Here is a 23,684-nt window from a genome sequence, read left to right on the forward strand (position 1 = left end):
TCAGCGGGCAATCGTGTTTTCGCGGCGGATCTTGGCTTGCAGTTGCAGCACGCCATAGAGCAACGCCTCGGCGGTGGGCGGACAGCCCGGTACGTAGACATCAACGGGAACGATGCGATCGCAGCCGCGCACCACCGAATAGCTGTAGTGGTAGTAGCCACCGCCATTGGCGCAGCTGCCCATCGACAGCACCCAGCGGGGCTCGGCCATCTGGTCGTAGACCTTGCGCAGCGCCGGCGCCATCTTGTTACACAGCGTGCCCGCCACGATCATCAGATCGCTCTGGCGCGGACTCGGGCGGAACAGCATGCCGAAGCGGTCGATGTCATAGCGCGCCGCACCGGCGTGCATCATTTCCACCGCGCAGCAGGCCAGGCCGAAGGTCATCGGCCAGAGCGAACCGGTCTTGGACCAATTGATCAGCTTGTCGACCGAGGTGGTGACGAAGCCTTCCTTGAGAACGCCTTCAATACCCATTGCTTATTCCCAGTCCAACGCGCCCTTTTTCCACTCGTAGGCAAAGCCGACGACGAGGATGCCGAGGAAAACCATCATGGCCCAGAAGCCCGTCGGTCCGATTTCCTTGAGCGCAACGGCCCACGGGAACAGGAAGGCAATTTCCAGGTCAAACAGGATGAACAGAATGGCCACGAGGTAATAGCGCACATCGAATTTCATGCGCGCGTCTTCAAAGGCCTCGAAGCCGCATTCGTAAGGGGAGTTCTTTGCCGCATCAGGGCGATGCGGGCCCAGCAGCGCGCCGAGCACTTGGGGGATGACGCCGACGGCGGCACCGACCAGGATGAAAAGGATGACAGGGAGGTACTGTTCCAAACTCATGGTCATGTCTGCCGGGCAAAAAACCGCGGCATGTTACGCGCTAGAAACGAAAACGGGCGCTTGGCTGGTATTGCTAAGCGCCCGTCTTTGCGATTCGTCAATCGAGAGATTGCCGCTGGAATTTGGTGCGGTCGGCGAGACTCGAACTCGCACAGCTTTCGCCACTACCCCCTCAAGATAGCGTGTCTACCAATTTCACCACGACCGCTTGTTTTCACTATTCGCCGCGTTGCACGGACCATTGAGGTTTGGTCTGCAGCGAACAGCCTCGCATTCTATAGCGAAAATTTAGTCTTTTGCAGGGGCCGACGCTTCCGACGCAACAACAGCCGGAGCCGAGGCCACGTTGGCGGCCGGTGCAGCGAGCCCGGGAATGGCGGCGGCACCCGTCTGCGCCGGTTGCGAGGCCACGGCAGCCGGGGCATCCAGGAAGGAGCCCTTGTCCGTCCCCGCGCTAGTGCGCGCATTGCCAAAGTAGGCCAAGAACAGCGTGCATACGAAGAAGAGCGTGGCACAGATGGCGGTCGACTTGGACAGCACATTGGCGCTGCCAGTGGCACCGAACAAGGTACCCGAGGCGCCCGCACCAAAAGAGGCCCCCATGTCGGCGCCCTTGCCGTGCTGAACCAGCACCAAGCCGATCATCGCCAGCGCACTCAGCAACTGCACCACCAGCAACAGATTCATCAGGAATTGCATCGTCAGGTTCTCCTCTTTGGGTTCAGGCTCGGCAGATCGCGTCGAAGTCAGCCGCCTTCAAGGCCGCTCCACCGATCAGCCCGCCATCGATGTCGGGTTGAGCAAACAGCTGCGCGGCGTTGTCCGGCTTGACGCTGCCGCCGTACAGGATGCGCATCTGCGCTGCCGCAGGGGTCGCGGCGAGCAGTTGTTGGCGCAGTCGGGCATGCACGTCTTGGGCTTGCTCCGGGCTCGCCGTCAGGCCGGTACCAATAGCCCAAACCGGCTCGTAGGCCACGACCACCTCGCCAATGCGAGCGCCCAGGTTGCGGATCAGGGTACCCAGCTGACGCTGGACCACCGCCTCGGTATGACCGGCCTCGCGCTCGGCACGAGTTTCGCCCACGCAGACGATGGGAGTCAGATCCTGTGCCAGCGCCGCCTTGGCCTTAGCCGCCACCAATTGGTCATTCTCGGCGTGGTAGCTGCGGCGCTCGCTGTGTCCCACGATGGCGTAGCGCGCGCCAAACTCCTTCAGCATGGTGGCCGAGATTTCACCGGTGTAGGCCCCTTGTCCGTTGTGCGCGGACACGTCCTGCGCGCCCCAGGCAATAGGGGTACCGGCAAGCAGTTGCTCGCACTGCGGCAGGTAGAGCGCGGGCGGACAGACCACCACATCACTGGGCCACGGGCCGCGGCCCTTCAGCTCGGCCAGCAGCGCCTCAATGAAGCCCTTGCCGCCATGCATTTTCCAGTTGCCAACTACCAATTTCTTGCGTTGCATCTTCAATCTCCTTGCCAGGACAGCACCAGCTTGCCGACATGTGCCCCAGCCTCCAGTTCGCGGTGCGCTTCGGCCGCTTGCGCCGCAGGCCAGACCCGATGGATCACCGGGCGCACGGCGCCTTGTGCCAGCAGGGGCCAGACCTTGGCGCGCAGCTGCGCCGCGATCGCGGCCTTGAAGGCTGCCGGGCGGCTGCGCAAGGTATTGCCGCTGATGCGCTGACGCTTGCGCAACAAGGTGCCTGCATCCAGCTCGGCCTTGGTTCCGCCCTGCACGGCAATCACCAGCAGACGCCCCTCTTCGGCCAACACCTGCTGGTCGCGGGCGATATAGGGGCCCGCCACCATGTCAAGGATCAGGTCAAAGCCTTGCCCCTGGGTCGCACGCAGACCTTCGGCGACAAAGTCCTGTTCGCGGTAATTGATGGCCCCGTCCGCCCCAAGGGCCAGGCAGGCCTTGGTCTTGTCGGCATGGCCCACCGTGACCCAGACCTGGGCACCAAACGCCTTGGCCAGTTGGATCGCGCTCACGCCGATGCCGCTGGAGCCGCCGTGGATCAGCACGCGATCACCCGCCCGCAGCCCCCCTTGATCGAACAGATTCGACCAGACGGTGAAGCAGGTCTCTGGCAGCCCGGCAGCTTCCACCAGGCTCCAGCCCTCCGGCACGGGCAGGCACTGCGCAATCGGCGCCATACAGCGCTCGGCATAGCCCCCACCCGCCACCAGGGCGCAGACGGCGTCACCAACCGACAAACCGGCCGCCTGCAGGGCGTCGGCGTCACCGGACTCGATGAATCCAGCAACCTCCAAGCCTGGCAGCAGGCTGATACCCGGCGGCGGCGGGTACAGGCCCTTGCGTTGCAGCACATCGGGGCGATTGACGCCCGAAGCCACCACGCGAATCAGGCATTCGCCCGCGCCAGCCTGAGGCTCCGGGTGCTCACCCAGGGTGAGCACCTCGGGACCACCGGGCTGCGCAAAGCCAATGCCTCGCAAGGTCTTACTCCTGCGCAGGGGCCGGAGCCGGCCGATCGACCAGGGCCTTGATGGACAGCTTGACGCGGCCCTTCTCGTCGGTGTCCAGCACCTTGACCTTGACGATCTCGCCTTCCTTCAGCACATCGGTGACCTTGTCGATGCGGCGATGGGCAATCTCGCTGATGTGCACCAAGCCATCCTTGTTCGGCAGGATCTGAACCAGGGCACCGAAGTCGAGGATCTTGACGACCGGGCCTTCATAGACCTTGCCGATCACCGCCTCGGCGGTGATGTCCTCGATGCGCTTCTTGGCCAGCTCGGCCTTGGCTGCATCGGTGGAAGCGATGGTGATGGTGCCGTCGTCGCCGATGTCGATCGTGGTGCCGGTCTCTTCAGTCAGCGCGCGGATGGTGGCGCCGCCCTTGCCGATCACGTCACGGATCTTCTCGGGATTGATCTTCATGGTGTAGAGGCGCGGCGCGAAGTCGGAGACCTCGGTGTTCGCTCCAGCCACGGCCTCGACCATCTTGCCCAGGATGTGCAGGCGGGCTTCCTTGGCCTGAGCCAGGGCGACCTGCATGATTTCCTTGGTGATGCCCTGGATCTTGATGTCCATCTGCAGCGCCGTGACGCCGCCGTTGGTGCCGGCCACCTTGAAGTCCATGTCACCGAGGTGATCTTCATCACCCAGGATGTCGGTCAGCACGGCAAAGCGGTTGCCTTCCTTGATCAGGCCCATGGCGATGCCAGCCACATGCGCCTTCAGCGGCACACCGGCGTCCATCATGGCCAGGCAGCCGCCGCAGACCGAGGCCATCGACGACGAGCCGTTGGACTCGGTGATTTCCGAGACCACGCGCACGGTGTAGGGGAACTCTTCCTTGCTGGGCAGCACGGCCATCAGCGCGCGCTTTGCCAGACGGCCGTGGCCGATTTCGCGGCGCTTGGGGCTGCCCACGCGGCCCGTCTCGCCGGTGGCGAAAGGAGGCATGTTGTAGTGCAGCATGAAGCGGTCGCTGAATTCACCGGCCAGCGCGTCGATGATCTGCGCGTCGCGGTCCGTGCCCAGGGTGGTGACCACGAGGGCCTGGGTTTCGCCACGGGTGAACAGGGCCGAACCGTGGGTACGCGGCAGCAGGCCGCTGCGGATCTCGATGGCGCGCACGGTGCGCGTGTCACGACCGTCGATGCGCGGCTCGCCGTTGAGGATCTGGCTACGCACGATGCGGGCCTCGATTTCGAACAGCAGGTTATCGACCTCGACGCTGTCGAACTCGGCGCCAGCTTCCTTCAGCGCGGACTTCACGTTGGCATAGGCAGCACGGCAAGCCTCGGTACGGGCCTGCTTGCTGCGGATCTGGTAGGCGGCGCGCAGTGCTTCCTCGGCCAACTGGGTGACCTTGGCGATGAACTCTTCGTTCTTGGCCGGGGCGGTCCAGTTCCAGCTCGGCTTGCCGGCTTCACGAACCAGTTCGTGGATGGCATTGATGGCGGTCTTGCCCGCCTCGTGGCCGAACACCACCGCACCGAGCATCACCTCTTCGCTGAGCTGGTCGGCTTCCGACTCCACCATCAGCACGGCGGCTTCGGTGCCAGCAACCACGAGGTCGAGTTTGCTGTTGGCCAGTTCGGTCTTGCCGGGGTTCAGCACGTATTCACCGTTGATGTAGCCGACACGGGCCGCACCGATCGGACCATTGAACGGAATACCCGACACCGACAGCGCCGCGCTGGTGGCGATCATGGCGGCGATGTCGGCCTGCACCTCGGGGTTCAGGCTGAGGGTGTGGATGACGACCTGGACTTCATTGAAGAAGCCTTCCGGGAACAGCGGGCGGATCGGACGGTCGATCAGACGGCTGGTCAGGGTCTCGAGCTCGCTCGGGCGGCCCTCGCGCTTGAAGAAGCTGCCGGGAATCTTGCCGGCCGCATAGGTCTTCTCGATGTAATCGACGGTCAGGGGGAAGAAGTCCTGGCCGGCCTTAGCTTCCTTGCGCGCCACGACGGTGGCGAGCACGACGGTGTCGTCGATGTTGACCAGCACGGCGCCGGTCGACTGGCGGGCGATCTCACCCGTCTCCATCGTGACGGTGTGCGATCCCCATTGGAAGGTCTTGCTGACTTTTTGGAACATGGTCATGAATGGCTCCTAGAAGGAAAAGAGCCGGGCTCGGCAAGCCGTTCGCCATGTCATTCCAAAGGCACTGCACGCAGCGGCTTTGGAATGGCACACGCGATCACGGGTTGCGGGTCTCCGGCGGGATGGAGAAAGAGCCTGCGGGGCAGGCTCTCTCAAGGGGTGCTTACTTGCGCAGGCCGAGCTTCTTGATCAGCTCAACGTAGCGGGCGCTGTCACGGCTCTTCAGATAGGCCAGCAGGCGCTTGCGCGAATTGACCATCTTCAGCAGGCCGCGGCGGCCATGATGGTCCTTGGGGTTGGCCTTGAAGTGAGGGGTCAGCTCGTTGATGCGGGCGGTCAGCAGAGCAACTTGCACTTCGGGGCTGCCGGTGTCGTTGGCGGCACGGGCGTGGGCCTTGACGATGTCGGCTTTGTTCAGATCGGCGACGGACATGGTGTTTCCTGGTGTTGGAAAGCCGTCGCCAAACCTGCGGTCGGGTCGAGCGGTTTCCGGGGTTGGACTTGCGAGCGAGAGTGAAACCGACCCTCGTCGTGCGATGCGCCTTGCGACGGCTCTGCACCTGGCTGGCGCAAAACCTGCGGAGTGTATCAGACCATCGCCAACGGCCATCGGGGATGTACCTCGAAGCTGTAGACGGGCTGGGCATCCGCCACCTGACTCTGCCAGCGCATGGCGGCGGCCAGCGCAATCATGGCGCCGTTGTCGGTGCACAGGGCCAGCTCCGGGTAGTGCACGCGCACGCCGCGGCGCTGGCAGGCTTCATTCAGTTGCTCGCGCAGGCGCTGGTTCGCCCCCACGCCGCCGGCGACTACCAAGCGCTTCAGGCCCGTCAGCTTGAGAGCCGCCAGGCTCTTGCGCAGCAGCACTTCGACGATCGCGGCCTGGGTGGATGCCGCCAGATCGGCCTGCGCCTGCGCATCGCCCACGGGCAGCTTGCGGGCCTGCGTCAGCACAGCAGTTTTCAGGCCGGCAAAGCTGAAATTCAGATCGCCACTGTGCAGCAGCGGGCGCGGCAGCAGGAAGGCATCTGCCCTGCCCCGCTCGGCCAGACGCGACAGATGAGGGCCCCCTGGATAAGGCAATCCCAGCAGCTTGGCGCTCTTGTCGAAGGCCTCGCCAGCGGCGTCGTCAATGGTTTCACCGAGCAACTCGTACTCACCCACCCCCTGCACCCGCATCAGCTGCGTATGGCCTCCAGAGACCAACAGGCAGACAAACGGAAACTCGGGCGGATCGGCGGAAAGGAAAGGCGAGAGCAAATGCCCTTCCAGGTGATGCACCGGCAGGGCCGGCAGCCCCAGGCTGGCAGCCAAGGCCACCGCGGTACCCGCCCCCACCAGCAAGGCGCCGGCCAAGCCGGGCCCTTGCGTGTAGGCAATCGCATCCAGATCAGCCAAGGCCAGCCCGGCCTCGGCCAGCGCCTGGCGCGTGAGCGGCAGCACGCGGCGGATGTGGTCGCGCGAGGCAAGCTCAGGCACGACGCCGCCATAGGCCTGGTGCATGGCGATCTGGCTATGCAGCCCCTGCGCCAGCAGGCGCGGCGGGGCGCCTGGGCTGCACTCCACCACCGCCACCCCGGTCTCGTCGCAGCTGGACTCGATGCCCAGGACCCGCCAACTCATTCAGCCCCCCAGGCGCCTTGCGTCGCACGCCCAATGGGGCGCAAACACCTTCGGAGCGGCCGTGCGGCGTTCACGACTTCTTCTCTTTCGCGTGGTTGATCGAGTAGCGCGGGATCTCGACTGTCAGGTCTTCTCGACCAATGATGGCCTGACAAGAAAGGCGCGAATCGGCCTCGAGGCCCCAGGCACGGTCCAGCATGTCCTCCTCGTTCTCTTCCATTTCGGAAAGCGAGGCAAAACCCTTGCGCACGACGACATGGCAGGTGGTGCAGGCGCAGACCTGATCGCAGGCGTGCTCGATTTCCACGCCGTTATCCAGCAAGGCCTCACAGATCGAGGTACCGGCCGGCGCACTGACCTGGCGGCCGTCGGGGCAGTACTCGGGGTGGGGCAGGATGGTGATGGTGGGCATTCAGATTTCCTCGACCGAGCGGCCCGCCAGGGCCTGCTGGATGCTGCGGTTCATACGCGCAGCGGCGAATCCTTCGGAGATCTTGGCCAGGGCTTGCACGGCGGCATCGATTTCAGCCGCGGCGCCCTGCCCCATGGCTTGGCGCAAGCTGCCCAGGCCTTGATCCAACGTCGCACGCTCGTCGGCCGACAGCAAATCGCCATCGGCCGTCAGCGCCGCCTCCAGCGCCATGCACATTCGCTCGCCCTCCACCCGTGCTTCGCGTAACTGGCGCGCCTCGCGGTCCACCTGCGCGCTGGCAAAGCCATCACGCAACATGGCGGCAACTTGCTCGTCGCTCAGGCCGTAGCTGGGCTTGACGCTGATAGCCGCCTCCACGCCCGAGACCAACTCGCGCGCCGAAACGGACAGCAGCCCATCGGCATCGATCTGGAAGCTGACTCGGATGCGCGCCGCCCCAGCCGCCATCGGCGGGATGCCGCGCAGCTCGAAGCGCGCAAGCGAGCGGCATTCGCTGACCAACTCGCGCTCGCCCTGCACCACATGCAGGGCCAGGGCGGTCTGGCCGTCCTTGAAGGTGGTGAAGTCCTGCGCCTTGGCCACCGGCAGCGTGGCATTGCGCTCGACGATGCGCTCGACCAGACCGCCCATGGTCTCCAAGCCGAGCGAGAGCGGGATCACGTCCAGCAGCAGCAGCTCACCGTCGGGCGCGTTGCCGGCCAGCGCGTTAGCCTGCACGGCCGCGCCCAGCGCCACCACCTCGTCAGGGTTCAAATCGGTCAATACCTCGCGCCCGAACAGCTGGCTGACCCGGGTGCGCACCACCGGCATGCGCGTCGAGCCACCCACCATCACCACGCCCTGAACCTCGTCAGCCGCGACATCGGCATCGCGCAATACCCGGCGCACCACCGACAGCGTGCGATCCACCAGGGCCCTGGTGCAAGCTTCGAACTCGGCGCGCTCGACGCGCTGGATCAGGGGGCCGTCGTCCAGCTCGGCGCGCAGCTCCACCGACTGTTCCGCGGAAAGGGCCTCCTTGGCCAGGCGCGCCGCCGCACGCAGGCGCTGGCGGTCGGCGGCGCTGCGGGTTTCGCGACCCTGCCGCGTCAATGCCCAGTCGCCCAGGGCTTGGTCGAAGTCGTCGCCACCGAGCTGCGCATCGCCACCCGTGGCCACCACCTCAAAGACGCCGCGCGCCAAACGCAGGAGCGAGACATCGAAGGTGCCACCACCCAAGTCGTAGACGGCATAGAGGCCTTCGGAGGCATGGTCCAGGCCATAGGCGATGGCCGCCGCGGTGGGCTCGTTGATCAGGCGCAGCACCTTCAGGCCGGCCAGTTCGGCGGCGTCCTTGGTGGCCTGGCGCTGGGCATCGTCGAAATAGGCCGGCACGGTGATGACGGCGCCATACAGCAGGTCGTCAAAACTGTCCTCGGCGCGTTGGCGCAGCGTGGCCAGGATCTCGGCCGAGACTTCGACCGGTGATTTTTGTCCCTCGCGCGTCAACACACCCACCATGCCGGGGCCGTCTTCCAGCGTGTAGGGCAACTTGGCGGCCTCCTGCACATCGGCCAGACGGCGCCCCATCAAGCGCTTGACCGACGCAATGGTGTTGGCCGGATCCTCGGCTGCCTGTTCCAGGGCCGCCGCACCGATCTGGCGGCGCCCTTCTCCCAGGTAGTGCACCACCGAGGGCAGGATGACCTTGCCCTGCGCGTCGGGCAGGCACTCGGGCTGGCCGTGGCGCACCGCAGCTACCAAGGAGTGGGTGGTGCCCAGGTCGATGCCTACCGCGATGCGCCGTTGATGCGGATCGGGGGACTGGCCGGGTTCGGAAATCTGCAGCAGGGCCATGGATCAGAGAGGAAACAGGGCGTCACGACGACGCTCAATGTCTTGCAGGAAGCGCGCCACGAACATCAGGGAGCGCACGGCTTGGGCAGCACGCTGGGGACTGCCGTCGGCGTCGTCCAGCTCGCGCGCCACGGTGTCGAACAGGCCGTGCTGACGGCGTTTGACGAGGGCCTGCAGTTGGTCGATGGCCGCTTCTTCGTCCGCCTCATCGAGCGCCTCGCGCCATGCCATCTGCTCACCCAGGAAGGCCATGCACATATGGGTGTTGCTCTCGGCCTGGATGGGGGCGCCGCGCTGTTCGCACAGGTAGGCCCCCCGCTGCAGCGGATCCCGCAGCCGACGGTAGGCCTCGTTCACACGCAGCGCCCATTGCATGGCCTGAGCCTGCGCCGCAGCACCCTGCCCCAGATGCCGGTCCGGGTGCACCTGCGCGGCCAGGCGCTTCCAACGTGCATCCAGTTCAGCACGATCGAGCCGGTAGCGCGGCTCCAGGCCGAAGAGCTCGAAGTCGTCGCGGGCAGCAAGTTGCATGGTGGGCGAAAAGAAAAGGCGCGGCCCTCGGGCCGCGCCGCTTCAGACGATGGAGAGATCAGACACGGAAGGACTCACCGCAGCCGCAGCGGTCCTTCTCCTGCGGATTGCGGAACTTGAAGCCCTCGTTCAGGCCTTCGCGCACGAAGTCCAGCTCGGTACCGTCCAGATAGGCCAGGCTCTTGGGGTCAATCAAGACCTTGACACCCTGGTCTTCGAACACCATGTCCTCGGGCGCCACTTCATCCGCGTACTCGAGCTTGTAGGCCAAGCCGGAGCAGCCGGTGGTCTTGACGCCCAGGCGAACACCCACGCCCTTGCCACGCCGGGCCAGAAACTTGGTGACGTGGCGGGCCGCTGCTTCGGTCAGGGTGATGGCCATTTCAGGCTCCGCTGTGCTTGGCGCGGTAATCGGCCACGGCGGCCTTGATGGCGTCCTCGGCCAGGATGGAGCAGTGGATCTTCACCGGCGGCAGAGCCAGCTCCTCGGCAATCTCGGAATTCTTGATCTGCGTGGCTTCGTCCAGGCTCTTGCCCTTGACCCATTCGGTGACGAGCGAGCTCGACGCAATCGCCGAACCGCAGCCATAGGTCTTGAAGCGCGCGTCTTCGATCAAACCGGTGGCCGGGTTGACCTTGATCTGCAGCTTCATCACATCACCGCAAGCCGGGGCGCCCACCATGCCGGTGCCCACCGCCGCATCGCCCTTGTCAAAGCTGCCCACATTGCGCGGGTTTTCGTAGTGGTCGACGACCTTGTCGCTGTATGCCATGTTGGTTCTCCTGGTTCAGTGCGCGGTCCACTGGATGGTCGAGAGGTCGACGCCATCCTTGAACATCTCCCACAGGGGCGAGAGCTCGCGCAGCTTGGCCACCCGATCCTGCAGCAGGCGGATGGCGGTATCGATGTCTTCTTCGGTGGTGAAACGGCCGATGGTCATGCGCAAACTGGAATGCGCCAGTTCGTCCGAGCGGCCCAGCGCGCGCAACACATAACTGGGTTCCAAACTGGCCGAGGTGCAGGCTGAGCCCGAAGACACGGCCAGCTCCTTCACACCCATGATCAAGGATTCCCCTTCAACGTAGTTGAAGGAGATATTGACGTTGTGCGGCACGCGGCGCTCGGTGTCGCCGTTCAGGTAGCTTTCCTCGATGGTGGCCAGGCCCTTCAAGAGGCGCTGCTGCAGCATGCGGACGCGCTCCAACTCCGTGCCCATTTCTTCGCGGGCGATGCGGAAGGCTTCACCCATGCCGACGATCTGGTGCGTCGGCAGCGTGCCCGAGCGCATGCCGCGCTCCTGCCCGCCCCCATGCATCTGCGCCTCCAGACGCACGCGAGGCTTGCGGCGCACATAGAGCGCGCCGATGCCCTTCGGGCCATAGCTCTTGTGCGACGCCAGGCTCATCAGGTCGACCGGCAGCGTGGCCAAGTCGATCGGCATCTTGCCGGTCGCCTGTGCCGCGTCGACATGGAAGATCACGCCCAGGTCACGGCACAGGTTGCCCAGTGCGGTCATGTCCTGAATCACGCCGATTTCGTTGTTGACCGCCATCACAGACGCCAGGATGGTGCCCGGCTTGCTGATGGCCGCCTTGAAGACATCCAGGTCCAGCAGGCCGGTGGGCAACACATCCAGGTAGGTCACCTCGAAACCGCGTCGCTCCAGTTCGCGGCAGGTGTCCAGCACGGCCTTGTGTTCGGTCTTGACGGTGACAATGTGCTTGCCACGCGACTTGTAGAACTCTGCGGCACCCTTGATGGCCAGGTTGTTGGACTCGGTCGCCCCGCTGGTCCAGACGATCTCACGCGGGTCCGCTCCGATCAGCGCAGCCACCTGTTCACGCGCCTTTTCGATGGCCGCCTCGGCTTCCCAGCCGTAGGCGTGGCTGCGGGAAGCGGCATTGCCGAAGTGCTCACGCAGCCACGGAATCATGGCGTCAACCACACGCGGGTCCACCGGCGTCGTGGCGCCGTAGTCAAGGTAAATGGGCAGATGAGGGGTCATGGATTCACTTGCTCAGCGCGGTGCCGAGGTCGAAAACGGAATTCGGAGCGGTGACGCGGATGGGTTTGGCAACGGGCGAGGGCGAGAAGGCGCGCTTCAGCGAGCTGATCTGCGGCTCGTCCACCACCACGCCCTTGGCGCGCTGCTCCTCAACGATCTGCTTGAGGCTGACCGAGCGCAGGTAATCCAGCATGCGCTCGTTCAGGCGGGTCCACAGGTCGTGGGTCAGGCACGCGCCCGTGTCATGGCCCATGCAATTTTCCTTGCCACCGCAGCCGGTGGCATCCAGAGCCTCGTCCACGGCCAGGATGACGTCAGCCACGGTGATGGTGGCGCTGGAGCGGCCCAGCTTGTAGCCGCCGCCCGGGCCGCGCGTGCTTTCCACCAATTCAGCCCGGCGCAACTTGCCGAACAGCTGTTCGAGGTAAGAGAGGGAAATCTGCTGCCGCTGGGCGATGGCAGCCAGGGCGACGGGGCCGCTGTGCTCGCGCAGCGCCAGATCGACCATGGCGGTCACGGCAAATCGGCCCTTGGTGGTGAGGCGCATCCTGCTCTCCTGAACCCCGAATACCTGAGCAAAACAGTTGCGATCAGGACTAACCCGAGGTAATTGCCGAGCATTTTAGTCGTCTATTTCGGAGCCGGCCTTCGAATGGGGCTATCAGCCCGATAGCCCCACATCATGCTTGCTGGCGCCCAGCAGCTGCTCGCGCAGCAGCGCCAGCTGGTCGCGCAAGCGCGCCGCCTGCTCGAACTCCAAGTTGCGGGCGTGTTCGTACATCTGCTTTTCGAGCTGCTGAATGCGACGGCCCACTTCCTTCTCGCTGAGTCCCTCGACACTCGGCAACTCGGGGGCGACCAGATCCTTGCCCTTGTCGGACACCACGCCGTCGATCAGGTCGCGCACCCGTTTGGCCACCCCACGCGGGGTGATGCCATGCTCGGCGTTGTGCGCCAACTGCTTGACGCGCCGGCGCTCCGTCTCACCGATGGCACGGCGCATCGAATCGGTCACCCGATCGGCGTACAGGATGGCCATGCCATTCAGGTGGCGCGCGGCTCGGCCAATCGTCTGAATCAGGCTGCGCTCGCTGCGCAAGAAGCCTTCCTTGTCGGCATCCAGGATCGCCACCAGGCTCACCTCCGGGATGTCCAAGCCCTCGCGCAGCAGGTTGATGCCGACCAGCACATCGAACATGCCCAGACGCAGGTCCCGGATGATCTCGACCCGCTCGACGGTGTCGACATCCGAGTGCAGGTAGCGCACCTTGACGCCGTTCTCACCGAGGTAGTCGGTCAGCTGCTCGGCCATGCGCTTGGTCAGCACGGTGATGAGCACACGCTCCTGCGCCTCGACGCGCAAGCGGATCTCACCCAGCACATCGTCCACTTGGTGGGTCGCCGGCCGCACGCTGACGACCGGGTCAACCAATCCGGTCGGGCGCACCACCTGTTCCACCACTTGGCCGGCCTGGCGCTTTTCGTAATCGGCCGGCGTGGCCGAAACGAAGATGGCCTGCCGCATTTTTCGTTCAAATTCTTCGAACTTGAGCGGCCGGTTGTCCAGGGCCGAAGGCAGGCGAAAGCCGTACTCAACAAGGGTCGTCTTGCGCGCCCGGTCGCCGTTGTACATGCCGCCGAACTGGCCGATCAGCACATGGCTTTCGTCCAGAAACATCAAGGCGTCGGGCGGCAGGTAGTCGACCAGCGTCGGCGGCGCCTCGCCCGGCGCGGCGCCACTCAGGTGGCGCGTGTAGTTCTCGATGCCCTTGCAGTGCCCCACTTCCTGCAGCATCTCGATGTCGAAACGCGTGCGTTGCTCCAGCCGCTGGGCCTCGACCAACTTGCCGTCCTTCAGGAATTCGCCAACGCGCTGGCGCAGCTCTTCCTTGATGGTGTCGATCGCCACCAGCACGCGCTCGCGCGGGGTGACGTAATGGCTGCCGGGATACACCGTGAAGCGCGCCAGCTTCTGGCGGATCTGCCCGGTCAGGGGGTCGAACAAACTCATCGACTCGACTTCGTCGTCGAACAGCTCGATGCGCAGCGCCAGCTCCGAGTGCTCGGCCGGGAAGACATCCACCGTGTCGCCGCGCACGCGGAAGTGGCCGCGCGTGAACTCCAACTCGTTGCGTTGGTACTGCATGCGCACGAGTTGAGCAATCAGCTCGCGCTGCCCGATCGTGTCACCCACGCGCAAGGTCAGCACCATCTGGTGGTAGTCGCTCGGGTTGCCGATGCCGTAAATGGCCGACACCGAGGCCACGATGACCACGTCACGACGCTCCAGCAGGCTCTTCGTGCAGGAAAGTCGCAACTGCTCGATCTGCTCGTTGATCGCGCTGTCCTTTTCGATGAACAGATCGCGCTGCGGCACATAGGCCTCGGGCTGGTAGTAGTCGTAATAGCTGACGAAGTATTCGACCGCGTTCTTGGGAAAGAAGTCGCGGAACTCGCTGTATAGCTGGGCCGCCAGGGTCTTGTTGGGCGCGAACACGATCGCCGGACGCCCCAGCCGGGCGATCACATTGGCCATCGTGAAGGTCTTGCCGGAACCCGTGACGCCCAGCAAGGTCTGGTACGCCAGGCCGTCGTTGACGCCTTCCACCAACTGGGCAATCGCCGTGGGCTGGTCGCCGGCCGGCGGGAAGGGCTGGAAGAGCTGGAAAGGCGAGCCCTCAAAACTGACAAACTCGCCCGGCAGCACCTCAGGCGCTTGGGTTGTTTGCGGAGCGGAAGCCTCGACTTGCGGCATGAACGGACAATGACGGCAGAAAACCTGTCAGCCTAGCGCAGCCCTCCTCGCTTTGATCAATTCGATCAAAATCATTCATGCTGCAGCGCAGCATTTCAGGCAAGATGCAAGCATCTGTTTCCGGAGCTAGCCCCCATGCTTTATCAGCTTTATGAAGCGCAGCGCGCCCTGCTGAGTCCCTTTGCCGAGTTCGCCTCGGCGGCTGGGCAGCTCTACAGCCACCCGATGTCCCCGTTTGCCCACGGCCCGCTGGCCCCGCGCGTGGCAGCCAGCCTGGATCTGATGCACCGGCTGGCCAAGGCCTATGAAAAGCCGCCCTTCGGCATCGACCGCGTGGATGTCGATGGCATCAGCGTGGCGGTGCAGGAGCAGGTCGTCATCGAAAAGGACTTCTGCCGCCTGCTGCGCTTCAAGCGCTTCACTGATGACGGTGAACAGCTGGCGCGCATGAAAGACCAGCCCACCGTGCTGGTGGTCGCACCGCTGTCCGGCCACCACGCCACCCTGCTGCGCGACACCGTGCGCCAGCTGCTGCGCGAGCACAAGGTCTTCATCACCGACTGGACCGACGCCCGCATGGTGCCCATCGACAAGGGGGCCTTTCATCTGGATGACTACGTCGACTATGTGCGTGAGTTCATCCGCCACATTGGCGCCCACGTGCATGTGATCTCTGTCTGCCAACCGACCGTGCCGGTGCTGGCGGCGGTGTCCCTGCAAGCCACCGATAAGGACGTCGTGCCGCGCTCGCTGACCATGATGGGCGGCCCGATCGACGCCAGGAAGAGCCCCACGGCGGTGAACAACCTGGCGATGAACAAGAGCTATTCTTGGTTCGAGAACAACGTCATCTACCGCGTGCCGACCAATTTCCCCGGTGCCGGCCGCCTGGTCTACCCAGGCTTCCTGCAGCACACCGGCTTCATCGCCATGAACCCGGGGCGGCATCTCAGCAGCCACTACGACTACTTCCTCGACCTGGTGCGCGGCGACGAGGAGTCGGCGGACTCCCACCGCGACTTCTACGACGAGTACAACGCCGTGCTCGATCTGCCAGCCGAGTACTACCTGGACACCATCAAGACCGTGTTCCAGGACTTCGCTCTGGTCAATGGCACCTGGGACGTGCGCGGTCAGCGCGTGCGCCCGCAGGACATCCGTGGTTGCGGGCTGCTGACGGTCGAGGGCGAGCTGGACGACATCTCCGGCGCCGGCCAGACGCGCGCGGCGCACGAGCTGTGCACTGGCATTCCCAAGGAGCACCAGCAGCACTTCGACGTCAAGGGAGCCGGTCATTACGGCATCTTCTCAGGGCGGCGCTGGCGCGAGCTGGCCTATCCCGTGATCCGCGACTTCATCCTTGCCCACGACCGCCGCCAACGCGATGAGCCGGTCAAGCGGCAGCGCCGCAAGGCATGAGCCTGGCCGAACTGGTCGACCGGCTGGACGCAGCGCTGCCGCAGACGCAGTGCACGCGCTGCGGCTACCCGGATTGCCGCCGCTATGCCCAGGCGATTGCGGAGGAAGGGGCCGCCATCAACCGCTGCCCGCCTGGTGGTCAGGAAGGGGTGCGCCGCCTCAGCCAGCTGACGCAGCGGCCCGAACTGCCGCTGGATGCGGCTTGCGGGATCGAGGCCGAGCGGGCGCTGGCCGTCATCGACGAAGACTGGTGCATCGGCTGCACGCTGTGCATCAAGGCCTGCCCCGTCGATGCCATCTTGGGCGCCGCCAAGCAGATGCACACCGTCCTGGCCGAGGCCTGCAACGGCTGCGAGCTGTGTGTGCCCGTATGCCCGGTGGACTGCATCCGAATGGACTCGGTAACACCGGGCCGCATGGCCTGGCAGGCCTGGACGGCCGAGCAAGCGCACAACTCGCGCTTGCGCTATCGGCATCACCAACAGCGGCAGGCCGAGGCTCAACGCCGGCAGGCCGAACGCCTGGCCCACAAGGCCGAGGCCAAGTTGCAGGATTTAGCCGGGGCGCTCAAGGCCCCGAGCGAAGCCGAGCGCAAGCGCGCCGTGGTGGAAGCGGCGTTGGCCAAGGCGCGCGCACGCGCCGCCCGCACGCCATGACGATGAAGCCAGCGGCCATCGAGGCCTTCTTCGCCACGCTGCAGGCAGCCAACCCGCACCCGGAAACCGAGCTGGTCTACGCCAGCACCTTCGAATTGCTCGTGGCAGTGCTGCTCTCGGCCCAGGCCACGGATGTCGGAGTCAACAAGGCGACGCGGCGCCTGTTCGCCCTGGCACCTACGCCGCAGCGCATGCTGGACCTGGGCGAGGCCGGGTTGGTGGACTGCATCAAGACGATTGGCCTGTTCCGCAGCAAGGCCCGGCATCTGATGCAGACCTGCCGCATCCTGGTCGAGCAGCATGGCGGCCGCGTGCCGCGGGAGCGAGCAAGCCTGGAGGCCCTGCCCGGCGTAGGCCGCAAGACCGCCAACGTGGTGCTGAACGTCGCCTTTGGCGAGCCCACGATGGCGGTAGACACCCACATCTTTCGCGTCAGCAACCGCACCGGGCTGGCGCCTGGCAAGAACCCGCTGGAGGTCGAGCAGGGCCTGCTGAAGCGCATTCCGGCGCCCTACCGGCTGCACGCCCACCATTGGCTGATCCTGCACGGCCGCTATGTCTGCCAGGCGCGCCGACCGCTGTGCGATCAATGCCAGGTACGCGCGCTCTGTGACCTCGGCCGCGGCGCCTAAAATCACCGGCTTTCCTTCGCTGTCTGCAGCCATGGCCCAGCTCCCCGAATTGGTTGATCGCGTTGAGCGCCTGTTGGTGCGTCACGACGAGCTGGCCCGTACCAATGCCTTGCTGCTGGATCAGCTCAAGAGCCTGAGTGAGGAACGCGACAGCCTGCGCTCGCGCTTGGCGGCCGCGCGCCAGCGCATCGATGTGCTGCTGCAGCGCCTGCCGGTAGAAGGCGAAGGGCCCCTGGCATGAAACAGATCGAAGTCAACATCATGGGACAGAGCTATCTGCTGTCCTGCCCGGAAGGCGGCGAAGCCGCACTGCAGCGTGCAGTGGCCCAGGTCGACGAGGAGATGTGCGCCATTCGCGACGCCGGCAAGATCCGCGCGCGCGAGCGCATCGCCGTGCTGGCGGCACTGAACTTGGCCTACCAACTGGCGCAGACGCCCCGGGCGGCCGCCCCCAGCGCCAGTGCCGACGCCACCGGCGAGGTGGAATTGGGTGATTTGCTGCAGCGGCTGGACCGGGCACTGGCCTCAGACGGCAATCTGCTCTGACACAATCACCTCCGTCCATTGCGTTCGCGCGGGTTTTTATTTCCTTGAACCGATGCTCTCGCGAGCAAGGGCTTGGAACATGCCCGGCGGGCGTGATCGTCTCGCGTCAGATGAACCCGAAGCCCGGCTGACCTCGCCCACCTGTACCCCTAGGGTTCAGGAATGCGGCCCGCGGTGCGCGATGGACACCACATTCCCTCTCCCCTGAAGCGGCCTCGGCCGCCTCCCCCCAGGGGGCGCCGCCAGCGGCCCGGCGGAGCCGGTTCGGCGGTGGCACTTGATCAAAAGCCACGATGCAGACTTGGTTGATGAAGTCGGAGCCCGAAGAGGCGTCCATCGATGATCTGCAGCGGCTGGCCCGGCTGCCCTGGATCGGGGTGCGCAATTACCAGGCACGTAACTTCATGCGCGATGCGTTTCAGCTGGGCGACCGCGTGCTCTTCTATCACTCCTCCTGCGCCGAGCCCGGCATTGCGGGTCTGGCGCGAGTGGCCTCGGCGGCGTACCCGGATCCAACCCAGTTCGATCCCGCCAGCCCGTGCCACGACCCGAAGTCCAAGCCCGAGGCACCCCGCTGGCTGCTGGTGGACGTCTCGTTCGAACGCAAGACGCGCCTGCTGAGCCTGAAAGAGCTGCGCGAACGGCCGGAGCTGGGGAGCCTGCAGGTGCTGCAAAAGGGCAGCCGGCTCTCGATCACGCCCGTGACCGACGCCGAGTGGCGCCTGCTGGAGCCCTTGCTGGCATGAGCATCGAACTCCTGCTCGGCCTGGCCCTGCTGGGCGTTCTGACGGGCTTTCTGGCCGGCTTGCTGGGCATCGGCGGGGGCATGGTGCTCGTGCCAGCGCTGAGCGCCCTGCTGCAGTGGCAGGGCGTGGCGACGCCGCTGGCCGTCAAGATGGCCATTGCCACGGCGATGGCCTGCATCACCGGCACCTCGCTATCAAGCGTGCGCGCCCACCACCGCCGCGGTGCCGTGCGCTGGCCGGTGGTCGCCAGCTTGGCACCAGGCGTGCTGTTGGGTGGGCTGCTGTCCGGCGCGGCGCTATTCGGCCTACTGCGCGGTCAGTGGCTGGCAGCCTTGTTCAGCGGCTTTGTGCTGCTGTCAGCTTGGCAGATGTGGAGCGGCTCCCAGGCGCCCGCCGAACGCAGCCTCCCGCCGCGGGCCGGTCTGCTGGGTGTTGGGCTGGTGATCGGCCTGCTCTCGGGCCTGGTGGGCGCCGGCGGCGGCTTTCTCACCGTGCCCTTCCTGAGCTGGTGCGCGGTGCCCATCCATCAGGCCGTGGCCAGCAGCGCGGCACTGGGCTTCCCCATTGCACTGGCCAGCACTCTGGGCTACGTGTGGGGCGGCTGGTCGCTGCAGCCTGCCCTGTCCGGCGCCTTCGGCTACCTCTACCTGCCCGCCCTGGCGGTGCTGGTGCCCTGCACCATGCTGACCGCACCCTTGGGTGCACGCGCCGCGCACGCCCTGCCGGTGCGAAAGCTCAAGCGCGGCTTTGCCCTGCTGTTGCTGGTGCTGGCTGCTGACATGGCGCGCCGCAGCCTGAGCGGCTGAAGCGATCCGTGGCGCTCAGGCGCCGAAGGGAATGGCGGCCAGGACGATCTGGTTGCCCCCCCGCCGCTGCGCCTGGGCCAGAGCTTCCTGGCTGGCACCCAGCAGGGCCCCATGCTCGGCCGCGGTATGGGGGAAGCTGGCGATGCCCATCGACACCGAGAGCCCCAGATCCTGGCCGTTCAGGGCGACGATCTGCTGGTTGCACTGGCGGCGCAGCTGTTCCATGCGTGCATGCGCCGTGGCCAGGCCGACGCCGGAGAGCAGCACGGCGAAGTACGGATCGCCGATGCGGCAGGCCGCGTCCATCGCCCGGGTGTTGCTGCGCAGCAGGCGTCCAATTGCCTCGATCAAACGCTGGCGCGCGGGGGCGTGCTCGTCGCCCATCAAGGCGCTGGGCAGGTCCAGCGCGATCAGCACCAGTGCGAACTCCCGGTGTTCGCGGGTCGAGAGGTCCATCTCGCGCTGCAGCAGCTCATCGAAGGGGCCACGCTGCTGCAGGCCGGTGGTTTCGTCGCGCCCGCTGCCGGCCTGGGCCTGGCGGCGCAGGTTCTCGATCTCGGTCTGATGCTGCTCGATCTGCGCCAGCGCGCGCTGCAGGTGCATTTCGCGCTGCCGCTCCTGGGTGCGCTCCAGCCAAGCAGCCATCACGTGCTGCGGGCCCAGCGGGGCGCGCACCAAGGTGAACTCGCGCCGCCGCCCACTGAGTTCCAGGCGGTGCTCACTGACGGAGACGCTGCGGCTTTGCAGCACCTGCAGCTCGACCCGCCGCATCGCCGCGGCCTCATCAGGGCGCATCAGGTCGCCGTCGTTGGAGCCCACCAGGCTGGATTCACTGCGCTCGAACAGGCGATCCAGCCCTTCGGACGCCTGCACGTAGCGACCCTGCGCCATCGACTTGACCGACAGCATCGCCCCCAGGGCTTCAAACATCTGCCAGAAGGTGCTGGCGGTGGCATCGGCCCCCAGCTCCTGGTACCAGGTGGCGGGGTTGGGAGACGGTTCGGGCGCTGCGCTCATCGATCACCTGCGATTCGTTGGGGTCCTCGCCCACTCACCCTGCCGGCGCTGGCAAGGTGGGCCGGGCAAGCCCCCTAGGATGGAGACCATGATTGTGTCCCTGCCCCGCCACCTGCTGGCGCTGCTGTTCGGTCTGTTACTGAGCCTGCCTGGCGCGGCCCAGCGCCTGCCGCTACGCCTGCTGCTGACGACCGACGTGCACATGCAGCTGCTCGACCACGACTACACGCTGGATCGCGCCAGCCCCCAGTTCGGCCTGGCCCGCACGGCCAGCTTGATCGAGCAGGCGCGTGCCGAGGTACCCAACCACCTGCTGTTTGACAACGGTGACCTGCTGCAGGGCAGCCCACTCGGCGACTGGCTGGCGCACCAAGGCAACTGGCCGCCCGAGCAACTGCACCCGGCCTACCGCGTGCTGCGCGCCTTGCAGGTGGACGCCGCCAACCTGGGCAATCATGAATTCGACTTCGGCCTGCCCTTTCTGCGCCGCGCGCTGCAAGGCGTTCCCTTCCCGGTGCTGAGTGCCAACTTGCTGGACAGCCACAGCGGCAAGCCCGCATTCAAGCCGGCCGTGATGCTGGAGCGGCGCTGGCGGGATGAGCAGGGCCGGGTGCATCGGCTGCGGGTCGGTGTCATCGGCCTGGCGCCGCCGCGCAGCGTGGCCTTGCTGCGCGAACAGCTGCTGGGGCGTCTGCGCACCCAGGACGCGGTGACGAGCGCCCGCCACTGGGTGCGCCAGCTGCGCCGGCAGGGTGCCGACCTGGTGCTGCTGCTGGCCCACACCGGCCTGGAGCCGGCCGGCCAGGCGGCCCGGCCCCTGGACGACAACGTGGCGCTGGCGCTGGCCGCGCTGCCGGGGGTGGACGCCCTGCTGCTCGGCCATGCGCACGGCCTGTTCCCCTCCCCAGCCTATGCCCAGCACCCCGGCGTCGATGTCGAACGCGGACGCATCGGCAAGGTGCCGGCCGTGATGGCCGGCCGCTGGGGCGACCATCTGGGCCTCATCGACCTGCTGCTGGAACGCAGGCACGGCCGCTGGCAGGTACGCGAATCACGCAGCACGCTGCGCCCGGTGTGGGATGCCCAGCAGCAGCGGGCACGTGCCGAACCTGCTGCTTGGCTGGCGCCGCTGATCCAACAAGAGCACGAGGCCACGCGGGCCTGGGTGCAGCAGCCGGTGGCCCAGAGCCGGGTGCCCCTGCACACCCACTTTGCCCAGGTGCTGGACAGCGCCGCGCTGCAATTGCTGAACGAGGCGCAGCTGGCGCAGCTCGATCGCGAATTGAAGGGCAGCCGCTGGGAGGCCTTGCCGCGGCTCTCCGCCGCCTCCCCGTTCAAGACCACCAGCCTGCACGGCCAGGCGGCCGACATCCCGGTCGGCCCGCTGGCGCTCAAGCATGCGGTCGATCTCTACCCCTACCAGAACCGATTCAAGGCCTTGAGGGTCACCGGTGCGCAGCTGCGTGACTGGCTGGAAATGGTGGCCGGCCAGTTCCGCACCATCGACCCGGACGGCCCGGCCGAGCAGGAGCTGCTCGACCCGGACTACCCTTCCTACAACTTTGATGTGATCGACGGCGTGCGCTATGCGTTCGACCTGACGCAGCGGCCGCGCTACACGAGCTACGGCCAGCGCCGCCCGGATGGCGGCCAGCGCGTTGCGCTGCTGGAGTACCAGGGCCAGCCAGTGCGCACGGAACAGGAGTTCGTCGTGGCCACGAACAGCTACCGCGCCGAGGGCGGTGGCCGCTTTGCGGCGCTGCAGGGCGCCGAAGTGGTGGCAGAAGGCCGCGCGGACAGCCGCCAAGTGCTGCTGGATCACATGCGACAGCTCGGCACGGTTTCGACCGAGCCGGACCACAACTGGTGGATCCAGCCGGTGCCGGGCATTCGTCTGGTGTTCCGGGGTTTGCCAGAAGCCGCTCGCCATCTGGAGCAGGCAGCGGGCGTGCAGACCCTGGGCCAGCCCGAAGCCGGCCTGCAGCGCTTCAGCCTGGGCGGGCGCTGATCAGGCGTAGATGTCCAGCATCACGCCGGACACCGCCAGCTGCGTCTGCAGCACGCGCAAGTTGGCGATGAACTGGTACGTCGCGGTGCGTTGTTCGACCAGCGAACGCGCCAAGTCAGGGTCTCGCGCCTGCAGCTGGAACTCGGAGGCAGCCCCCTGGTTCAGGTCGGGACGCGACTCAGGCTCGGTGCGCATGAGCTTGACGGACGACAGCGCCACGTTGTTGGCCGACGCCCGCAGCCGCTCCTGCGCCGCCGACAAGCCCGCCAAGGCAGTGGACAACTCGACAGCCATCTCAGGAACTCCGGGGTGAAAACGGCTTAATTATCAGCCGGCCACCGCCTCAAAGCTGCCTGCCGACACAAACACCCGCACGCAGTCGCCCCCGGCGGCCTTGGCTTCGCCACAGGCCAGGCTGGCCGCCGCGAGCACGGAGTCCGGGGTTTCCAGGCTGTTCTGCAGCAGCACCACACCGATGCTGACCTTGACCCGCGCCCGATGCAAACCCCAGCGCAGCCGGTAGGCGGCGATGGCAGAACGCATCTTTTCAGCAACGATCTCGGCGTAGTGCTGGTTGCAATCGGGCAACAGCACGGCAAAGCGGTCCTTTTCGATGCGCGCCACGGTGTCCGAAGCCCGCACCCGTGCCTGCAGCAGCTGGCCGATGCCGTAAAGGAAGTGATCGGCGGTCTCGTTGCCCATGCCGGTGACGATCTCGCCGAACTTGTCCAGATCCAGCCAAAGCACGGTCACCGGCTCGTTGCGGCGGCTGCCCACATGATCCGAAAGGCGACGCTCGAACTCCCGCCGGTTCGCCAGTTCGGTGACCGGGTCGTGCTTGGCCGTCCAGGTCGGCGCCAGACGGGCCGCGCGGGCAGCCGTGACGTCCTCGACGATCCACAGCGCCTCACCCTTGGGCTCCTGCCAGTCCAGCGGGCTGGCGCTGAGCTTGCCCCAGAAGCGCCCGCCATCGCGCCGCACGAACTCAACTTCCTCATTCAGAGGCTGGCCAGACTGATAGGCCGCCGCCAGACGCTCGGACACCGCCGCGTGGGAAGCGTCAGAGACAAACACGGCCCGGATCGGCTGGCTGCCCAGGTCATGGTCGTCACCCTGCCCGAACATGTGATTGAAAGGTTCGCTGACGACCGTGAACTGCCCCTGGCTGACAAAGGCGGCGGCCACGGGGGACCGCACCAGCAGGGCCTGCAGGCGGTTGGCGGCGAGGGGGTCGGTCATGACGGCTCC

General features: G+C 66.1%; 27 protein-coding genes and 1 tRNA gene. 8 read left to right on the top strand and 20 right to left on the bottom strand.

Annotated features, from left to right (window positions below; all coding sequences use genetic code 11):
* From ACE3QP_RS02220 to uvrB, 17 genes are all read right to left on the bottom strand, one after another.
* Positions 1–477 (bottom strand): NADH-quinone oxidoreductase subunit B family protein, encoded by a 477-nt coding sequence (locus tag ACE3QP_RS02220; RefSeq protein WP_198109319.1) that lies wholly within the window; start codon positions 475–477, stop codon positions 1–3.
* Between the two features lie 3 nt (positions 478–480).
* Complete coding sequence (locus ACE3QP_RS02225; RefSeq protein WP_198109320.1) at positions 481–840, bottom strand: NADH-quinone oxidoreductase subunit A; 360 nt, start codon at positions 838–840, stop codon at positions 481–483.
* Between the two features lie 123 nt (positions 841–963).
* A tRNA-Leu gene (locus ACE3QP_RS02230) sits at positions 964–1,048 on the bottom strand.
* A gap of 80 nt (positions 1,049–1,128) precedes the next feature.
* Positions 1,129–1,539 carry a preprotein translocase subunit SecG gene (gene secG, locus ACE3QP_RS02235; RefSeq protein WP_374433236.1) on the bottom strand — a complete coding sequence of 137 codons (411 nt, stop codon included), beginning with the start codon at positions 1,537–1,539 and terminating at the stop codon, positions 1,129–1,131.
* A gap of 22 nt (positions 1,540–1,561) precedes the next feature.
* The gene (gene tpiA / locus ACE3QP_RS02240) at positions 1,562–2,302 is read right to left on the bottom strand and encodes a triose-phosphate isomerase (RefSeq protein ID WP_374433238.1); all 741 of its coding nucleotides are present in this window, start codon (positions 2,300–2,302) and stop codon (positions 1,562–1,564) included.
* Between the two features lie 2 nt (positions 2,303–2,304).
* Positions 2,305–3,300 (bottom strand): NAD(P)H-quinone oxidoreductase, encoded by a 996-nt coding sequence (locus ACE3QP_RS02245; RefSeq protein ID WP_374433240.1) that lies wholly within the window; start codon positions 3,298–3,300, stop codon positions 2,305–2,307.
* 4 nt (positions 3,301–3,304) lie between these two features.
* Positions 3,305–5,422 carry a polyribonucleotide nucleotidyltransferase gene (gene pnp / locus ACE3QP_RS02250; RefSeq protein ID WP_374433242.1) on the bottom strand — a complete coding sequence of 706 codons (2,118 nt, stop codon included), beginning with the start codon at positions 5,420–5,422 and terminating at the stop codon, positions 3,305–3,307.
* Between the two features lie 163 nt (positions 5,423–5,585).
* Positions 5,586–5,855 (bottom strand): 30S ribosomal protein S15, encoded by a 270-nt coding sequence (gene rpsO, locus ACE3QP_RS02255; RefSeq protein ID WP_198109325.1) that lies wholly within the window; start codon positions 5,853–5,855, stop codon positions 5,586–5,588.
* A 155-nt stretch (positions 5,856–6,010) separates the two neighbouring features.
* On the bottom strand, positions 6,011–7,045 hold the full coding sequence (gene tsaD / locus ACE3QP_RS02260; RefSeq protein ID WP_374433245.1) for a tRNA (adenosine(37)-N6)-threonylcarbamoyltransferase complex transferase subunit TsaD: 1,035 nt from the start codon (positions 7,043–7,045) through the stop codon (positions 6,011–6,013).
* A gap of 70 nt (positions 7,046–7,115) precedes the next feature.
* Positions 7,116–7,457 (bottom strand): ISC system 2Fe-2S type ferredoxin, encoded by a 342-nt coding sequence (gene fdx / locus ACE3QP_RS02265; RefSeq protein WP_374433246.1) that lies wholly within the window; start codon positions 7,455–7,457, stop codon positions 7,116–7,118.
* Positions 7,458–9,314: a Fe-S protein assembly chaperone HscA gene (hscA, locus tag ACE3QP_RS02270; protein WP_374433248.1), complete on the bottom strand. Its 1,857-nt coding sequence runs from the start codon at positions 9,312–9,314 to the stop codon at positions 7,458–7,460. It lies immediately after the preceding gene.
* A gap of 3 nt (positions 9,315–9,317) precedes the next feature.
* Complete coding sequence (gene hscB / locus ACE3QP_RS02275) at positions 9,318–9,845, bottom strand: Fe-S protein assembly co-chaperone HscB (protein WP_374433250.1); 528 nt, start codon at positions 9,843–9,845, stop codon at positions 9,318–9,320.
* Between the two features lie 58 nt (positions 9,846–9,903).
* A complete protein-coding gene (gene iscA / locus ACE3QP_RS02280; RefSeq protein ID WP_374433252.1) occupies positions 9,904–10,227 on the bottom strand; it encodes an iron-sulfur cluster assembly protein IscA in 324 nt (107 codons plus the stop codon).
* A 1-nt stretch (position 10,228) separates the two neighbouring features.
* A complete protein-coding gene (gene iscU, locus ACE3QP_RS02285) occupies positions 10,229–10,618 on the bottom strand; it encodes a Fe-S cluster assembly scaffold IscU (protein ID WP_198109331.1) in 390 nt (129 codons plus the stop codon).
* Positions 10,619–10,633: 15 nt separating this feature from the next.
* The gene (locus ACE3QP_RS02290; RefSeq protein ID WP_374433254.1) at positions 10,634–11,851 is read right to left on the bottom strand and encodes an IscS subfamily cysteine desulfurase; all 1,218 of its coding nucleotides are present in this window, start codon (positions 11,849–11,851) and stop codon (positions 10,634–10,636) included.
* A gap of 4 nt (positions 11,852–11,855) precedes the next feature.
* Positions 11,856–12,398 (bottom strand): Rrf2 family transcriptional regulator, encoded by a 543-nt coding sequence (locus tag ACE3QP_RS02295; protein ID WP_374433256.1) that lies wholly within the window; start codon positions 12,396–12,398, stop codon positions 11,856–11,858.
* A gap of 114 nt (positions 12,399–12,512) precedes the next feature.
* Positions 12,513–14,606 (bottom strand): excinuclease ABC subunit UvrB, encoded by a 2,094-nt coding sequence (gene uvrB / locus ACE3QP_RS02300; protein ID WP_374433258.1) that lies wholly within the window; start codon positions 14,604–14,606, stop codon positions 12,513–12,515.
* Positions 14,607–14,741: 135 nt separating this feature from the next.
* On the opposite strand from uvrB, the gene ACE3QP_RS02305 reads away from it, so the two are divergent.
* From ACE3QP_RS02305 to ACE3QP_RS02335, 7 genes are all read left to right on the top strand, one after another.
* Positions 14,742–16,025 (top strand): polyhydroxyalkanoate depolymerase, encoded by a 1,284-nt coding sequence (locus tag ACE3QP_RS02305; protein ID WP_198109335.1) that lies wholly within the window; start codon positions 14,742–14,744, stop codon positions 16,023–16,025.
* Positions 16,022–16,681, top strand: a complete 660-nt coding sequence (gene rsxB, locus ACE3QP_RS02310; RefSeq protein WP_374433260.1) for an electron transport complex subunit RsxB — start codon at positions 16,022–16,024, stop codon at positions 16,679–16,681. The genes ACE3QP_RS02305 and rsxB overlap by 4 nt, the downstream gene beginning before the upstream one ends.
* Before the next feature lie 2 nt (positions 16,682–16,683).
* Positions 16,684–17,313 carry an endonuclease III gene (gene nth, locus ACE3QP_RS02315; protein WP_374433450.1) on the top strand — a complete coding sequence of 210 codons (630 nt, stop codon included), beginning with the start codon at positions 16,684–16,686 and terminating at the stop codon, positions 17,311–17,313.
* Positions 17,314–17,344: 31 nt separating this feature from the next.
* A complete protein-coding gene (locus ACE3QP_RS02320; protein WP_374433262.1) occupies positions 17,345–17,554 on the top strand; it encodes a DUF904 domain-containing protein in 210 nt (69 codons plus the stop codon).
* Positions 17,551–17,859, top strand: coding sequence for a cell division protein ZapA (locus ACE3QP_RS02325; protein WP_374433263.1), 309 nt, complete (start codon positions 17,551–17,553; stop codon positions 17,857–17,859). Before ACE3QP_RS02320 ends, ACE3QP_RS02325 begins: the two co-directional genes overlap by 4 nt.
* A 293-nt stretch (positions 17,860–18,152) precedes the next feature.
* The gene (locus ACE3QP_RS02330; RefSeq protein ID WP_374433265.1) at positions 18,153–18,605 is read left to right on the top strand and encodes an EVE domain-containing protein; all 453 of its coding nucleotides are present in this window, start codon (positions 18,153–18,155) and stop codon (positions 18,603–18,605) included.
* Entirely contained in the window at positions 18,602–19,411 is an 810-nt protein-coding gene (locus ACE3QP_RS02335; protein ID WP_374433267.1) for a sulfite exporter TauE/SafE family protein, read from the top strand. Before ACE3QP_RS02330 ends, ACE3QP_RS02335 begins: the two co-directional genes overlap by 4 nt.
* Positions 19,412–19,426: 15 nt before the next feature.
* On the opposite strand, the gene ACE3QP_RS02340 is transcribed toward ACE3QP_RS02335, so the two are convergent.
* Positions 19,427–20,428 carry a GGDEF domain-containing protein gene (locus tag ACE3QP_RS02340; protein WP_374433268.1) on the bottom strand — a complete coding sequence of 334 codons (1,002 nt, stop codon included), beginning with the start codon at positions 20,426–20,428 and terminating at the stop codon, positions 19,427–19,429.
* 88 nt (positions 20,429–20,516) lie between these two features.
* On the opposite strand from ACE3QP_RS02340, the gene ACE3QP_RS02345 reads away from it, so the two are divergent.
* On the top strand, positions 20,517–22,436 hold the full coding sequence (locus tag ACE3QP_RS02345; protein WP_374433270.1) for a bifunctional 2',3'-cyclic-nucleotide 2'-phosphodiesterase/3'-nucleotidase: 1,920 nt from the start codon (positions 20,517–20,519) through the stop codon (positions 22,434–22,436).
* On the opposite strand, the gene ACE3QP_RS02350 is transcribed toward ACE3QP_RS02345, so the two are convergent.
* On the bottom strand, positions 22,437–22,730 hold the full coding sequence (locus ACE3QP_RS02350) for a hypothetical protein (protein ID WP_198109343.1): 294 nt from the start codon (positions 22,728–22,730) through the stop codon (positions 22,437–22,439).
* A gap of 33 nt (positions 22,731–22,763) precedes the next feature.
* The gene (locus ACE3QP_RS02355; RefSeq protein WP_374433272.1) at positions 22,764–23,675 is read right to left on the bottom strand and encodes a GGDEF domain-containing protein; all 912 of its coding nucleotides are present in this window, start codon (positions 23,673–23,675) and stop codon (positions 22,764–22,766) included.
* Positions 23,676–23,684 lie beyond the last annotated feature (9 nt).

Origin of the sequence: Inhella sp. (assembly GCF_041912635.1) — a bacterium.
GTDB lineage: Bacteria > Pseudomonadota > Gammaproteobacteria > Burkholderiales > Burkholderiaceae_C > Inhella.

Bases quoted from the DNA above. Each gene is read 5' to 3' on its own strand.
- ACE3QP_RS02220 (WP_198109319.1), bottom strand. From the start codon at position 477: ATGGGTATTGAAGGCGTTCTCAAGGAAGGCTTCGTCACCACCTCGGTC.
- ACE3QP_RS02225 (WP_198109320.1), bottom strand. From the start codon at position 840: ATGAGTTTGGAACAGTACCTCCCTGTCATCCTTTTCATCCTGGTCGGT.
- secG (WP_374433236.1), bottom strand. From the start codon at position 1,539: ATGCAATTCCTGATGAATCTGTTGCTGGTGGTGCAGTTGCTGAGTGCG.
- tpiA (WP_374433238.1), bottom strand. From the start codon at position 2,302: ATGCAACGCAAGAAATTGGTAGTTGGCAACTGGAAAATGCATGGCGGC.
- pnp (WP_374433242.1), bottom strand. From the start codon at position 5,422: ATGACCATGTTCCAAAAAGTCAGCAAGACCTTCCAATGGGGATCGCAC.
- rpsO (WP_198109325.1), bottom strand. From the start codon at position 5,855: ATGTCCGTCGCCGATCTGAACAAAGCCGACATCGTCAAGGCCCACGCC.
- tsaD (WP_374433245.1), bottom strand. From the start codon at position 7,045: ATGAGTTGGCGGGTCCTGGGCATCGAGTCCAGCTGCGACGAGACCGGG.
- fdx (WP_374433246.1), bottom strand. From the start codon at position 7,457: ATGCCCACCATCACCATCCTGCCCCACCCCGAGTACTGCCCCGACGGC.
- hscA (WP_374433248.1), bottom strand. From the start codon at position 9,314: ATGGCCCTGCTGCAGATTTCCGAACCCGGCCAGTCCCCCGATCCGCAT.
- hscB (WP_374433250.1), bottom strand. From the start codon at position 9,845: ATGCAACTTGCTGCCCGCGACGACTTCGAGCTCTTCGGCCTGGAGCCG.
- iscA (WP_374433252.1), bottom strand. From the start codon at position 10,227: ATGGCCATCACCCTGACCGAAGCAGCGGCCCGCCACGTCACCAAGTTT.
- iscU (WP_198109331.1), bottom strand. From the start codon at position 10,618: ATGGCATACAGCGACAAGGTCGTCGACCACTACGAAAACCCGCGCAAT.
- ACE3QP_RS02290 (WP_374433254.1), bottom strand. From the start codon at position 11,851: ATGACCCCTCATCTGCCCATTTACCTTGACTACGGCGCCACGACGCCG.
- ACE3QP_RS02295 (WP_374433256.1), bottom strand. From the start codon at position 12,398: ATGCGCCTCACCACCAAGGGCCGATTTGCCGTGACCGCCATGGTCGAT.
- uvrB (WP_374433258.1), bottom strand. From the start codon at position 14,606: ATGCCGCAAGTCGAGGCTTCCGCTCCGCAAACAACCCAAGCGCCTGAG.
- ACE3QP_RS02305 (WP_198109335.1), top strand. From the start codon at position 14,742: ATGCTTTATCAGCTTTATGAAGCGCAGCGCGCCCTGCTGAGTCCCTTT.
- rsxB (WP_374433260.1), top strand. From the start codon at position 16,022: ATGAGCCTGGCCGAACTGGTCGACCGGCTGGACGCAGCGCTGCCGCAG.
- nth (WP_374433450.1), top strand. From the start codon at position 16,684: ATGAAGCCAGCGGCCATCGAGGCCTTCTTCGCCACGCTGCAGGCAGCC.
- ACE3QP_RS02320 (WP_374433262.1), top strand. From the start codon at position 17,345: ATGGCCCAGCTCCCCGAATTGGTTGATCGCGTTGAGCGCCTGTTGGTG.
- ACE3QP_RS02325 (WP_374433263.1), top strand. From the start codon at position 17,551: ATGAAACAGATCGAAGTCAACATCATGGGACAGAGCTATCTGCTGTCC.
- ACE3QP_RS02330 (WP_374433265.1), top strand. From the start codon at position 18,153: ATGCAGACTTGGTTGATGAAGTCGGAGCCCGAAGAGGCGTCCATCGAT.
- ACE3QP_RS02335 (WP_374433267.1), top strand. From the start codon at position 18,602: ATGAGCATCGAACTCCTGCTCGGCCTGGCCCTGCTGGGCGTTCTGACG.
- ACE3QP_RS02340 (WP_374433268.1), bottom strand. From the start codon at position 20,428: ATGAGCGCAGCGCCCGAACCGTCTCCCAACCCCGCCACCTGGTACCAG.
- ACE3QP_RS02345 (WP_374433270.1), top strand. From the start codon at position 20,517: ATGATTGTGTCCCTGCCCCGCCACCTGCTGGCGCTGCTGTTCGGTCTG.
- ACE3QP_RS02350 (WP_198109343.1), bottom strand. From the start codon at position 22,730: ATGGCTGTCGAGTTGTCCACTGCCTTGGCGGGCTTGTCGGCGGCGCAG.
- ACE3QP_RS02355 (WP_374433272.1), bottom strand. From the start codon at position 23,675: ATGACCGACCCCCTCGCCGCCAACCGCCTGCAGGCCCTGCTGGTGCGG.